This is a genomic window from Streptococcus caprae (genome assembly GCF_042649745.1).
GTDB lineage: Bacteria > Bacillota > Bacilli > Lactobacillales > Streptococcaceae > Streptococcus > Streptococcus caprae.
Genome location: NZ_JBHRZV010000050.1, coordinates 85,830 through 98,946, shown reverse-complemented (window position 1 = coordinate 98,946; position 13,117 = coordinate 85,830). Strand labels below are relative to the sequence as shown.

The 13,117-nt window shown below is 41.3% G+C and carries 14 protein-coding genes; 5 read left to right on the top strand and 9 right to left on the bottom strand.

The features are described 5' to 3' along the window. Positions 1 to 202: 202 nt before the first annotated feature. Positions 203 to 625: a hypothetical protein gene (locus ACFORF_RS08395; RefSeq protein ID WP_380427260.1), complete on the bottom strand. Its 423-nt coding sequence runs from the start codon at positions 623 to 625 to the stop codon at positions 203 to 205. A gap of 288 nt (positions 626 to 913) precedes the next feature. Continuing rightward, positions 914 to 3,244 (bottom strand): formate C-acetyltransferase, encoded by a 2,331-nt coding sequence (pflB, locus tag ACFORF_RS08390; RefSeq protein ID WP_380427258.1) that lies wholly within the window; start codon positions 3,242 to 3,244, stop codon positions 914 to 916. Positions 3,245 to 3,544: 300 nt separating this feature from the next. Here pflB and dinB point away from each other — a divergent pair, with 300 nt between their 5' ends. After that, positions 3,545 to 4,639, top strand: a complete 1,095-nt coding sequence (dinB, locus tag ACFORF_RS08385) for a DNA polymerase IV (protein WP_380427256.1) — start codon at positions 3,545 to 3,547, stop codon at positions 4,637 to 4,639. Positions 4,640 to 4,824: 185 nt separating this feature from the next. Here dinB and ACFORF_RS08380 read toward each other — a convergent pair whose 3' ends face one another. The 3 genes from ACFORF_RS08380 to ACFORF_RS08370 all read right to left on the bottom strand — a co-directional run bounded on the left by ACFORF_RS08380 (position 4,825) and on the right by ACFORF_RS08370 (position 6,355). Continuing rightward, on the bottom strand, positions 4,825 to 5,319 hold the full coding sequence (locus ACFORF_RS08380) for a hypothetical protein (protein ID WP_380427254.1): 495 nt from the start codon (positions 5,317 to 5,319) through the stop codon (positions 4,825 to 4,827). Between the two features lie 89 nt (positions 5,320 to 5,408). Then, positions 5,409 to 5,801, bottom strand: a complete 393-nt coding sequence (locus ACFORF_RS08375; RefSeq protein ID WP_380427252.1) for a hypothetical protein — start codon at positions 5,799 to 5,801, stop codon at positions 5,409 to 5,411. 86 nt (positions 5,802 to 5,887) lie between these two features. After that, positions 5,888 to 6,355 (bottom strand): DUF805 domain-containing protein, encoded by a 468-nt coding sequence (locus ACFORF_RS08370; protein ID WP_380427250.1) that lies wholly within the window; start codon positions 6,353 to 6,355, stop codon positions 5,888 to 5,890. A 373-nt stretch (positions 6,356 to 6,728) separates the two neighbouring features. Between ACFORF_RS08370 and ispE the strand changes: the two genes are divergently transcribed. The 4 genes from ispE (at position 6,729) to ACFORF_RS08350 (ending at position 9,730) form a co-directional block, all read left to right on the top strand. Continuing rightward, entirely contained in the window at positions 6,729 to 7,577 is an 849-nt protein-coding gene (gene ispE, locus ACFORF_RS08365) for a 4-(cytidine 5'-diphospho)-2-C-methyl-D-erythritol kinase (protein WP_380427248.1), read from the top strand. 191 nt (positions 7,578 to 7,768) lie between these two features. Continuing rightward, positions 7,769 to 8,215: a zinc-dependent MarR family transcriptional regulator gene (locus ACFORF_RS08360; RefSeq protein ID WP_380427246.1), complete on the top strand. Its 447-nt coding sequence runs from the start codon at positions 7,769 to 7,771 to the stop codon at positions 8,213 to 8,215. Next, positions 8,212 to 8,922 (top strand): metal ABC transporter ATP-binding protein, encoded by a 711-nt coding sequence (locus ACFORF_RS08355; protein WP_380427244.1) that lies wholly within the window; start codon positions 8,212 to 8,214, stop codon positions 8,920 to 8,922. The genes ACFORF_RS08360 and ACFORF_RS08355 overlap by 4 nt, the downstream gene beginning before the upstream one ends. Next, entirely contained in the window at positions 8,912 to 9,730 is an 819-nt protein-coding gene (locus ACFORF_RS08350; protein WP_380427242.1) for an iron chelate uptake ABC transporter family permease subunit, read from the top strand. Before ACFORF_RS08355 ends, ACFORF_RS08350 begins: the two co-directional genes overlap by 11 nt. A gap of 162 nt (positions 9,731 to 9,892) precedes the next feature. Here ACFORF_RS08350 and ACFORF_RS08345 read toward each other — a convergent pair whose 3' ends face one another. From ACFORF_RS08345 to ACFORF_RS08330, 4 genes are read right to left on the bottom strand one after another with little or no spacing between them, the layout of a single operon-like run. After that, the gene (locus tag ACFORF_RS08345) at positions 9,893 to 10,330 is read right to left on the bottom strand and encodes a hypothetical protein (protein WP_380427240.1); all 438 of its coding nucleotides are present in this window, start codon (positions 10,328 to 10,330) and stop codon (positions 9,893 to 9,895) included. Positions 10,331 to 10,352: 22 nt separating this feature from the next. After that, a complete protein-coding gene (locus ACFORF_RS08340; RefSeq protein WP_380427239.1) occupies positions 10,353 to 11,261 on the bottom strand; it encodes a type II restriction endonuclease in 909 nt (302 codons plus the stop codon). Then, a complete protein-coding gene (locus ACFORF_RS08335; RefSeq protein WP_380427237.1) occupies positions 11,258 to 12,070 on the bottom strand; it encodes a DNA-methyltransferase in 813 nt (270 codons plus the stop codon). The genes ACFORF_RS08340 and ACFORF_RS08335 overlap by 4 nt, the downstream gene beginning before the upstream one ends. Continuing rightward, positions 12,060 to 12,914, bottom strand: a complete 855-nt coding sequence (locus ACFORF_RS08330; RefSeq protein ID WP_380427235.1) for a DNA adenine methylase — start codon at positions 12,912 to 12,914, stop codon at positions 12,060 to 12,062. The genes ACFORF_RS08335 and ACFORF_RS08330 overlap by 11 nt, the downstream gene beginning before the upstream one ends. Positions 12,915 to 13,117 lie beyond the last annotated feature (203 nt).

Genomic DNA, 13,117 nt, shown 5'->3' with positions numbered 1-13,117 from the left:
ACCCATGCATAGATAACGACATTGAACTTTATTAAAGAACGAAGCGGTTTTATTTTAGCCTAGATGAATTGTAATGCCCTAGTTAATGAACTTTTGGTCTGGAAATGCCAATATTTGTTTTTAAGAGACAGTCTATATTGATTGAGAAAGTTTTAAGAGTTGGTTGAAATCACGTTATTGGTATCACCTCAATGGTAGGGGTTTACAAACTTGTTAAAAATTCAACCAAGGCTGGGCCATTGGTCCATTCCTTATCATATACCGAGGTCTGTTTGCGGTCAGAGAAGGTTGCGAGGTGGGCGGCAATTCGAATATTGTACTTTCTCGTAAAGGCTTTATAGGTCTTGCTGTCCATCCCTTTGGTGGAGAGGAAGTAGATGGGTTTGGTGGCAGAAGACTGGGCTTCTTGGACTTGTCTCTGAGCTAGCTGAGTATCCACATTGTCCTCACGACCTACAAGGAGATAAAAGGTTTCCTTTTTAGAAATTTTAGCCTTGACTTCGGTGATGGTCAGCTGTGGCAAACCATCAGAGGGGAGGTTTGTGACACTATCTGCAGAAGTGGCCAGACTAAAACAAATCAGGGCAAGACTGAGTGAGAGAACAACGAGTATAATTTTTTTCATAATAAAACTCCTTTCACTCTATCATTCGTAAAAGGAAAAAATATCAGTCTATTGAATTAACTTTGCGACATCCTTGTCTTCGACTTGTCATACCCAAGTACTGTCTGCATCTTACCGCCTTGTTTCAAAGCTTGTCATTCGGCTATAGATTCCTCTAAAACCAAACTTGCGAATGTAAAATTTACTTAGCAAACTTACGTTCTATCTGTGTCACTCTGCCTCATCTAGTAAGGATTTTAAAATTAAAAAAACAGGACTTAGCTAGGCTAAATCCTATTTTTTGATAGATTAGTTGCCAGATAATTCTTTAGCAGCATCATCCATGGAGAGGACTTCGTGGAAGACACGTTGAGTCAACTCAGTTTTTTGTTCTTTAGTGAGGTATTTAGTGTTGACACAGTAACCTGAGATACGTACGATAACATCTTCGCCTGCCATGATTTTTTCATAGACATCGTTAAGGTCCATAACGTTCAAGTTAACGTGTTGACCACCGTTTTCGAAGTAACCGTCAAGGATGGTTACCAAGTTACCAACTTGCTCGTCAAATGTTTTACCAAGTGCACGTGGAGAAACTTGAGTTGTCAATGAGATACCGTCGTTTGCGTGCTTGAAGTTCAATTTAGCGAGTGAGTTCAAGTTTTGCAACCAACCACCACGTGATTTAGACGTTGGGTTAGCACCTGGTGGGAAGAATTCTACTTTAGACGTATTCACTGAACCATCTTCGTTGAGGTATACACCACGGTGAACTGGTGAGTTAGCTGTTTGTTTAGAGTAAGCCACGTTAGAAGTGATGGTCAAGATAGACACAGTTGCTTCAGCGTTCTTGTAGAGTTTGTGACGGTTAAGGCGAGTGAAGAAGGCTTCCATCAACCATTTCGCGATGTCATCTACACGGTCGTCATCTTCACCGTAGCGTGGGAAGTCGCCAGTTACTTCGTAGTCGTAGATGAAGCCATCTTCGTCACGAATTGGTTTAACTTGAGCGTACTTGATTGCTGAGAGTGAGTCAACAGTGTTGGCAAATCCACAGATACCGAATCCCATGTTGGCACGAAGTTTAGTTGGCAAGAAGGCCATTTGAACAGCTTCGTAGTTGTACTTGTCAGTCATGTAGTGGATGATGTTCATGGCATCTACATACGTATCTGTCAACCAGTCAAGGGCGATTTCAAAGTTCTTGATAACTTTGTCATAGTCGAAGATTTCGTCAGTGTTTGGTTCAACGCCATCGAAGACCTTGTAGTCTTTATGGACATCGTCGTAACCGTTGTTCCATGATGACAAGAGACCTTTCAGAACGTTGACACGAGCACCGAAGTATTGGATGTTGTGGCGTTCGTCTTCGCTTTCTGGATCAAGTGGTGATACACAACATGAGATACATGACATTTCACCGTAACCGTCTTTAGCCATTGTTGTCACACCTTCGTATTGGATAGAAGAGTGTTTGTGGCTCATTGCCATACAGTAGCGACGGAATGAATAAGGCAATTGGTCAGTCCAAAGAACAGTCAAGTTTGGTTCTGGAGAGTTACCGATGTTATCAAGCGTGTTCAAGAAACGGTAGTCCATCTTAGTAACACGGTGACGACCGTCGTTACCCATACCTGCCATAGAAGTAGTCAAGAACGTAGGGTCACCAGAGTAGATTTCATCAAATGCTTTTGTACGAGCGAACTTAACAGTACGAAGTTTAAGCACGAAGTCATCAACGAATTCTTGGATTTCAGACTCAGTGAAAGTTCCACGAGCCAAGTCACGTTCAGCGTAGATGTCAAGAACGATTGGCACACGACCAAGAGAAGTTGCAGCACCGTTGATCACACGACAAACTGCCATGAAGGCGATGTTTACCCATTGGATAGCTTCTTTAGTGTTTTCAGCAGGACGACGAACGTCAACACCGTAGTGGTCACCGAGGGCAACAACTTGTTGCAAGGCTTGGTATTGCAAGTTGATTTCTTCGCGAAGACGGATAGTTTCTTCGTCGATTTCAGTGATTGAGTTCCAGTCGTTGACTTTTTCTTGCATCAAGAAGTCAGCACCGTAAACGGCCAAACGAGCGTACATACCGATGATACGGCCACGAGAATAAGCATCAGGAAGACCAGATACGTGGTGGCTGTGGCGAGCACGACGAATGTTAGAAGTGTAAGCGCGGAAGATTCCATCGTTTACAGTAGTAGCGTGTTTAGTATAGATTTCATGCAAGAGTGGGTCTGGAGTATAGCCGTTCTCGATAAGAGTTGTTTCGGCCATACGGATACCACCACGAGGCATGAAGTTAAGTTTGAAGAGCTCATCGTTTTGGATACCGAAGATCACTTCGTTTTCTTGGTCAATGTAACCAGCTGGGATATCAGCGATTGAAGTTGCACGATCTACGTCCATTGGGAAACGAGTGTCTTCATAGTGAGCTTTTGTTTCTTCAATGATTTTTTTGATGTGAAGAGAGCGAGCAGTTGGGCCAGCCAAGAAACTTTCATCTCCATCATAAGGGGTGTAGTTTGCTTGAACAAAGCGAGTTACGCTTGCTTTTTCACGCCAGTCAGTTCCCTTAAAGCCTTCCCAAGCTTTTTCGAAAACATCTGTGTTAGTTTTAACAGTTGCCATTTGTGTTCTCCTATTTTCTAGTAACAGTTATCTGTTACAGCTACAAGTTTATTTTATCACATAGTAACCGATTGCAACAGAAAAAACCGAGGTTTTTAGCGGTTTCTTTTATAATACAGTGATTGAGTCCGGAGAATCTGTATTATAAATATGTATTTCTTTGAAACATTCGTGAAAAAACTATTCTGTTTTCATGAAAACATCTTATCAAATAGCAGAGCCTTGCTGTCAAATTAGCCTTAGAGCAGAATTTTTTTCTAAAACATGATAGACTGAGTGTGAAGAAAAACGGAGGTTGCGATGCTAGTTTATCCCTTGCTTGATGATCGGTCCAGAAAAATCATCCATATTGACATGGATGCCTTTTTTGCTGCGGTCGAGGAAAGGGACAATCCTGAGCTAGTCGGAAAACCGGTGATTATTGGGAGCGATCCGAGACAGACAGGTGGACGGGGTGTCGTCTCAACCTGTAATTATGAGGCCAGGAAGTTCGGTGTACACTCGGCCATGTCCTCTAAGGAGGCCTATAATCGCTGTCCTCAGGCTGTTTTTATTTCGGGTAATTATCAAAAATACCAGGAAATTGGCCAGCAAATTCGGCAGATTTTCTACCGTTATACGGACTTGGTAGAGCCCATGTCGGTCGATGAGGCCTATCTGGATGTCACGGAAAATAAACTGGGACTGTCCTCAGCAGTCAAGGTGGCTAAGATGATTCAGTATGATATCTGGCAGGAACTCCGCCTAACTTGCTCAGCTGGGGTGTCCTACAATAAGTTTCTAGCGAAATTGGCTTCGGATTTTGAAAAACCTAAAGGCTTGACACTGATTTTGCCAGACCAGGCGGAGGATTTCTTAAAGGAGCTCCCCATTGAGAAGTTCCATGGTGTGGGAAAAAAGACAGTTGAGCGACTTCATGAGATGAGCATTTACAAGGGGGCGGATTTACAGGCGGTTCCCGAACATGTTCTGATTGACAGGTTTGGCCGTTTCGGCTATGAACTCTACCGCAAGGCTCGGGGAATTTCAAATTCACCGGTCAAGCCCAATCGCATCCGCAAGTCGATTGGTAGTGAACGAACCTATGGCAAACTTCTTTTTACCCAGGAAGATATTCTTGCTGAGATTGAAAAAAATGCTAGGCGCGTGGCAGCAAGTTTGCACAAGCATGGGCGTAAGGGCAGGAGTATTGTCCTTAAGGTCCGCTATGCTGACTTCTCGACACTGACCAAGCGGGAAACCTTGGAGGTAGCAACCGACGATGCAGACCTCATCAATCTCCATGCCCGTCATATTTTTGACAGTTTAGAAGAAAATGCCTCAGGCATTCGCTTACTGGGAGTAACGCTGACCAACTTGGAGGACAGCAAGAGTAGTATTCTCCTAGAATTATAAAAGGGAGTGGGAAGGAACTCCTAAAAGCAAAAAAAGAGTTCGTCTCCCCACCCCCGCATAGTTGAATAGGCTTGGTTCGGAGCGTAAAACGTCAACGAAACAACCATTCAACTACTGCGTTAAAATGTTAAAACGAATTCTATATAGCGAGGTTGGACTTTACGCCCAGCCTCTTTGGGTTTTAATTAAAAATTATCGTTATCAGTAGCTTCTACTTCCAGTAATTTTCGAGCCTGTAGGAGAGCATAGATGAAGAGGGCTAGGATAAGGGCCTGGATTGCTACGGTTACGAGAGCGAATTTCAGTAAACCAGAGATGATGCCATATCCAGCGAAGGCAACTCCCAAATAGTAGGGAACCATGATAATCGCTCTGCCATGTTTCAAACGCGAAAGATTGATAATGGCAAAGATTGTAATAACGAGGCTAATCAAGGCAAAAAAGGCCAAAAGAGCCATGTCTAGTGGGGTGATAGTGGCAGCGACATCTGAGCTACTGATCCCTTGCGAGGCTAGTTGTGCATCCAATTGTGCACGATACTCATCATTTGTCAGCATAGCTTGAGTGAGGACTAGACCTCCCAAGACAAATCCATAAATAATGACCTCAATAATAGAGACTATTATAATACCAATGGTCGTTGATCTTAGAGACTGCCTCACTTTTTCATATGAAATCATATAAACCTCCTAAAGTTTGATAGCCTTATTCTATCATATTTTTCTAATGATTAGGTGAAATTTATTGTTTTCAATCAAAAAGATAAGTGCTAGACTTTACTATCCTGGAAAATGATGGCTATTAGAAAGGCCAAGTAGCAGAGGCTAAAAGCTAGACCAGTCCAATTAATAGATGCGAATAAATAGGGAAGGGATAAAAGGACAAGAGCTATGGCGATGTAATAAGGAATAGAGTCAAAGCTCCCAGTTTGTGTTTTTAAATGTTTGAGATTGGTCCAAGTCATCCAGATGACATAGGTTGAGAAGAGGATTTCTGCAAGGCCGAGGATAAAAATCATAGCAATACCGACATTTTGCTCAGGATTACTGAGGAAACCCAAACTAGATACTACACTCAGCAGAGAGGTCAGAATGGTTAGACTGTGATAGATTATCAAGACATATAGACTGATAGTCAGTAGTTTTGGAGATGATTCTGTCATGATGGAACTCCTTTTTTTGGTAAAGCGTTTTCAACGCAATTATACAAAGGTTATGAAAAAAGTCATCACTTGGATGACTCTTGTTACTATTCTCTAAAGTTATTATTTGCTTGGTCTTGCTCTTTTTCTTTGGTTGGGAAGATGAGGAGGGCGGTTAGGATTAAGCCTCCAACGTAAGGAATCAATGAAATAAAGAGGAAGGCCCAGTGGAAGCCAGCGTCGCGAAGACGACGAACCGTAATTGCAAGACCTGGAACGATAGAGGCTAGTCCAAAAATCAGCAGGGCTAACCAGGCGAAAATCATCAAGGGTGAGAAGAGTTGATTTAAAATGATAGAGGCAACCATTTCCTCAGATATTCCAGTTAGTTCACCACTTTCTGAAATGTAAGGAAGAATTGACATAAAGACGGACATCGCACCAGAGAAGAGGATAAGGGAAAATGGAATAGTAATCAAGACTTGGCAAAGATAGGACCACCAGTATTCTGAGCGACTTGAGCGACCACTAAAATCAGTATAACGTTTCCAAAACTGTTTATAGGCGTTAATCATAAAATTCTCCTTAAAACTTTAAATAACTCCTTTATTATAACATATTGTATTCTATAATACTATCACCCATTATCAAGTTTTTAAATGATATATGAACTTTAAAAATAGATCTGAATTTTCAAAGTAAGCTCTAGCGATCACTCAACCAGAATGTCGTATGAGAAATCTAGCGAAATCGACAGGATTTAGTCTCAGACTAAGTTCTGTTTTTCATTGGTAGTGGGTAAGATTTAGATGGATTTCACTTATTATTCTTATTTTTGAGTAAACTGAAACTACCGACCATGTAAAAATAGTATCAATTTGAACTAGGTTTAAGGTGATTTTTTTGTTATAATGGGACTATTATTGCTGACGGAAAGGGGGAGTGTCTATGGAAATTATCGAAAAAGCACCGGCTAAGATTAATTTGGGCTTGGATATTGTGGGCAAGCGTCCAGATGGCTATCATGAGTTGGCCATGATTATGACTAGTGTCGATCTCAACGATTACGTGACGGTTCGCGATTTACCGACAGATGAAATCGTCATGGTTTCTAATAGTCATCGCATGCCCCTCAATGATAAAAATGATGTCTATAAGGCGGCCCTACTGATTAAGGAAAAGTACGGGCTGACGACTGGTGTGGAGATTAGTTTAGAGAAGCATATCCCTATCTGTGCTGGTCTCGGTGGTGGGTCATCTGATGCTGCTGCGACTATTCGGGCCTTGGATCAATTGTGGAACTTGCAGATGACGCAGGAAGAAATGGTTGAGATTGGCTTTGCCATAGGGAGCGATGTGCCCTACTGTCTCAATGCTGGCTGTGCGCTTATCAGCGGCAAGGGCGAGATTGTTGAGTGCCTCAATAGTCGATTTGGTTACTGGGTTGTTCTCGTGAAACCGGATTTTGGGATTTCGACGCGAACTATCTTTAAGGAGATTGAACCTGACAAGATTTCGCGGGTTGACATCGATGGTCTCAGGACTGCCTTGGTTGCTCAGGATTTTGATGGTGTCGTAGCCCACATGGGGAATTCTTTGGAGGACATTACCATTGCTCGGAAGCCTTTTATCCAGAAGGTCAAGGACCGCATGCTCAAGTGTGGTGCGGATGCTGCCCTGATGAGTGGGTCTGGTCCAACAGTCTTTGCCCTCTGTCGTACAGAGAAAAAGGCGGAGCGTGTCTTTAATAGCATGAAGGGATTCTGCAAAGAAGTTTATAAGGTCAGAACTCTGTAGCAGGGTTTTAAGGGAGTAGCGAATTTGCGTGAGGTCCCAGCTCTGCTATGGTTTAGGAAGAGCTAGAAACTAAGTCTTAAAGGATTCTAAAAAGTAGAAAATCTGAGAAAAAAAGTCCGCAGATTTTTATTTTTTGTGATATAATTAACCAGTCAAGTAAAGGATGTCTCGTGCATCAGAAGGAGGGCCTCATGGCTTTAGCAGAAGAATTAGATGGGTTGATGAACCAAATCGTTCTCAAGGCAGAAAATCAGCTGGAGTTGCTGATTGGACAATGTAAGAGCGAGGTCAAGTTGACCAACACCCAGGAGCATATTCTCATGCTCTTGGCTGAGGAACGCCTGACCAATACGGATTTGGCCAAGCGCCTTAATGTTAGTCAGGCGGCTATTACCAAGGCTGTCAAAAGCCTGGTGGCTAAGGAAATGTTGACCTCTGTCAAAGATACGGAGGATGCACGGGTGTCTTATTTTACACTGACGGCAGAAGCTGAGCCTATTGCTCGAGAACATAGTCACCATCATGAGGACACACTTCATGCTTACGATGGGGTCATCAATCAATTTTCATCGGAAGAGCAAACAGTGATTGCGCGCTTTATCCAGACCCTATCCCAGGAATTAGAAAGACAAGAATGAGATATATAACTGTAAAAGACCTGTCTTTTCAATACGATGAAGAGCCCGTTCTGGAAGGGATTAATTACCATCTGGACTCGGGGGAATTTGTCACCTTGACCGGAGAAAATGGGGCAGCCAAGTCCACTTTGATCCGTGCGACCTTGGGAATTTTAACCCCCAAGCAAGGTCATATTGAGATTGCCAAGGAAAGTACCAGCGGTCGTAAGCTCCGCATTGCTTATTTACCCCAACAAATTTCAAGTTTCAATGCAGGCTTTCCCTCAACTGTTTATGAATTTGTTAAATCAGGACGCTACCCGCGTCAGGGCTGGTTTCGTCGCTTGAATCAGCACGACGAGGAACATGTTAAGGCCAGTCTTGAGTCTGTTGGCATGTGGGAGAATCGGCATAAGCGGATAGGTAGTCTGTCTGGTGGGCAAAAACAGCGGGCTGTTATCGCTCGTATGTTTGCCTCAGATCCTGATATTTTTATCTTGGATGAGCCGACAACGGGAATGGATAGTGGGACGGCCAAGACCTTCTATGAATTGATGCACCATTCTGCCCACAATCATGGTAAGGCTGTGCTTATGATTACCCATGATCCAGATGAAGTTCGGGACTATGTAGACCGTAATATTCACCTAGTGCGGAATCAAAGTCTGCCGTGGCGGTGTTTCAATGTCCACGAAAAGGATGGAGAGGAGGTTGGCCATGCTCACTGAGGTTTTTGCCTATGATTTTATGCTTCGGGCTCTGTGGGCAGTCATTGCCATCAGCCTGTTTGCACCGATTTTGGGGCTCTTTCTGATTCTCCGCCGTCAAAGTTTGATGAGCGATACGCTCAGTCACGTTTCGCTGGCTGGGGTGGCCTTTGGACTGGCTCTAGGCGTGTCACCGACCTGGATGACCATGCTTGTCGTAACGGTAGCAGCGGTTGTCTTGGAATACCTGCGGACCGTTTATCGGCACTATATGGAAATTTCAACAGCGATTCTGATGTCCATGGGACTTGCGATTTCCCTGATTGTGACCAGCAAATCCAGTGGGACCAGTAGCATGAGTCTGGATCAGTATCTTTTTGGTTCCATTATCACAATTAGTCAAGAGCAGGTGATTTTTCTCTTTTCTATTGCTGGCTTGGTCTTGCTGTTGACTGCTCTCTTTATGCGACCCATGTACGTGCTAACCTTTGATGAAGATACAGCCCATGTGGATGGACTGCCGGTGAGACTCATGTCTATTGCCTTTAATATCGTGACAGGGATTGCGATTTCCCTGACCATACCTGCTGCTGGAGCACTCTTGGTCTCGACCATTATGGTCCTGCCGGCCTCGATTGCTATGCGCTTGGGCAAGAGCTTTAAGGCTGTGATTGTCATCGGGATGCTGGTTGGATTTGTCGGTATGGTGTCAGGGATTATCCTGTCCTACTATGCGGAGACTCCTGCTAGTGCGACCATCACTATGATTTTTATTGGAATTTTCCTCTTGGTTAATGTGGTGCAGCTGGTGTTAAAAAAGGTTAGATAAGTAAAAAACGGCATTTTGCCGTTTTTTACTTATCTAACCTTTTTTAACCATGTAAGTAGCTCATATAAAACTTATCAATGTTACTGAAGAATAAACAACTAAAGGAGCATACCTCGGGAGAAGCTCTTTGAAAGATAATTCTTTACCGTGACCTCCCCTTTATCATTTCGTAGGAGATTCCCCAATCATATCTAACATGATTGATATTTGTTTATCTATATATGAGCTATCGAAATATGATGACATATTTTGGGCAGTCTCTGAAGGATATTCTACGGAGGTTTCTTTATAAGATGAGAGACGCTTTTTTAATTTCTCAGCTTGAATTGTTCTCTCTTCGATTTTTTCAATAGACGAATCGGGAAGATTTTCATAATAGCGAAGTAAGTCCAAGGATAATCTAAGCACCAGTTCATCAGAGCCTTCAATTACAAAAGCTTCAAAATATTTTCCTTTTGACAGTTGATATTCTCCTTGAATATCTACTCCTATGGAATGAAAAGTGAAATCACTAATTTTAGAGTTGGAAAAGTCTAATACGTAACCATCTTGATTGAAACTTTTTTTAATAAAAGTCTTATCTTGAAAATCAATCTTCATATGAAAATTACCTTGTATAATTTCATCTATTGAATAAGTCTAACAAAAAATCCTCTTTCAGCATATTTAAATTAAACACATTCACTATATGCCCGAAAGCTTCTGCTAATGGTAGATGCGCTGTTTTCCAACCTTGACCATCTGTTACCCAAATAAATTCGACGTTGTCGGGCGAAGTTGCTACAAATTGACTGAGTTCTGTAAACTCCCCAGCAACAGCCTTGAGTTTACTTCCACCCCCACCGTAATAGTTGGTCTCAATTAGCCACAGTTTATGTTTTTCTTTGGAGTAAACCGCTACGTCAAAACGACGTTCAGATTTATCCACGGGAACACTTATACCCCAATTTTCTTTGATAAACGGAGCAGTGGCCTGAGCTTTCCATTCTAAATCTAGTTTATCTGTAAGTTTGGCGACATGGCGCTCTAAGATACCTTCCATAGTTGTTCCGCTACGATTTTTTCTAGCGTTACTATCTAATCCAGCCTCAACCCCATAAACATAGTCAACTAATGAACGTTTGGCTTTATTTTGTAAAAAGTCCAATAATCCAGATTTTTCAACAAAATCAATATATTCTGAAATTCGTTCTGTATCAATTTTCGAAAAATCAAGTTTGTCAAAAACCATATTATCATCTTCATCGATCGTCAGAATATCTAAAATTTTATCCCGACTTGCTATTAGAGTAGGAACAGCTTTTAACAAATCTGGCTGTTTTACGAATAGTTTGAGAGCTTCTTCGCGAATATTTTCTTTTCCAATAAGGTAGTTAAGTGTATTTAATTCTAATTCAAATTGTCTAGTTTCTCGCTCAACCTTGAACCAGTTCACATAATATTCTGGAGTGCGGTTAGTTACGGACAATGTTGATAAAAATAATTTTAATCTATCTTCAGCTGATAAATTTATATACTTTCCTAAATTCACATAGTCTCCTTCTTCTTTTCTTTATTTAGTCTTGTTTTGGCTATTCTTAAATAGTCTTTCTCTGCATCAATGCCAATAAATCTGCGCCCCAATCTCTTTGCTACTACTCCAGTTGTGCCACTACCAACAAAAGGGTCTAGAATATAGTCATTTTCTTTTGTGCTTGCTAAGATTATTCGCTCTAAAAGATATTCTGGTTTTTGGGTTGGATGCTTGCCAGCCCATTTTTCTGATTTTGCGGTTAGTCCACCCGTCCAAACATCTTTCATTTGCTTGCCGTCATTCAACTCTTTCATTAAGTCATAATTGTAATAGTGACGAGCTTTTTTATCATTTTTTCTTGCCCAAAGAATCGTCTCAGTAGAATGTGTAAAGTAGCGACAAGAGAGATTCGGTGCGGGATTTGTCTTTTGCCACGTAATATTGTTAAGTATTTTAAATCCTTCTTGCTCTAACGCCATCCCAACTGAATAAATGTTATGGAAACTGCCCGAAATCCATATAGTGCCATTGGGTTTTAAAACTTGCCTAGCTAATCGAATCCAACGACGATTAAAATCATGTTTTTCTTCAAGTGACGAAATCTTGTCCCAGTCACCCTTATTCACGGAAACAACTTGTCCACCCGAATTTGACATCCCTCCGTTACTTAAAAAGTAGGGCGGATCAGCGAAAATCATATCCATACTTTCTGGCTTCATTTTTTTTAAAAATTCAAAAGTGTCAGCATGAACAAGTATAGCATTGTCTTTATGGTAGTATGGTTTAGTCATTAGAACTCCTCCATACTTATATTCGTTATTTGACATAATTAGTTACGATAATTTCTGATATTTTTCCACGACTAGAGGCTCTCGCTCCGTTAGTCCGAATTGCGTTTACCTTATGAATATTAAATCCTTCATATAATTCTTCGACGAGAGGGCTAGATGAATTTGATAGCATAACATATGCACCTTTTTTGTCTAGTCTTTTGAAGACATTTCGTAATCTAACTTGTTCTTCATAGGAAAATCCTTCATGAGTATAAGAGGTGAAAGCGCTCGTCTCCGAAAGAGGTATATATGGTGGGTCAAAATAGACGAAATCCCCGGCTTGAACATTTTTAATAGCTTCTTCGAAATCCCCATTTAAAATACAAATATCATTATTGTTAAGATAACTTGAAATAGATAAGATTAGCTCACTATCAACAATTTTTGGATTTTTATATCTGCCGTATGGGACATTGAATTGATTTTTAGAATTAACCCGATACAGGCCATTAAAATCTACTCGTAACATATACATGATACGAGCAGCTCGTTCAGTATTGGTCATATCATTGATTCTGTCGTCTCTGTCAGCAGAGCGTAGTTCTAAATAATATTCTTTTGAATTATTTTTTTGATGTTCAGTAAGCAACTCAATTAGCTTTTCAGGATTATCTTTTATTTGATGGTAGCAGTTAATGAGTTCACTGTTAAAATCGTTGATAGTTGCTTTTTTAGGAATGAGGTCGAAAAAAACTGCTCCGCCACCAATAAATGGCTCAAAGTAATTATTATAATCGTCTGGCATAAGAGATTTTATAACTGGAAGCAGTTGGCGCTTCCCGCCAGTCCATTTAGTAAAAGGCTGTAAAGTCGATTGACTTTTTTGTAATAATTTCATAATGACATTATACCATATAGCAGGCACCGTTAGAAGAACTAGTTCATCCCAGTTTTCAAATAAAAAGGCTTAGAATCAATGTTTTATGATGACATTATCCTAAGACTTTTACTATTTCTGAGAGTTTTTGCCCGGCCTCATTTTCAGATTGTCGAAGAGTGCAGGCTGGGTCTGGGATAGCCCAAATCAGAAGTGTTGGCACG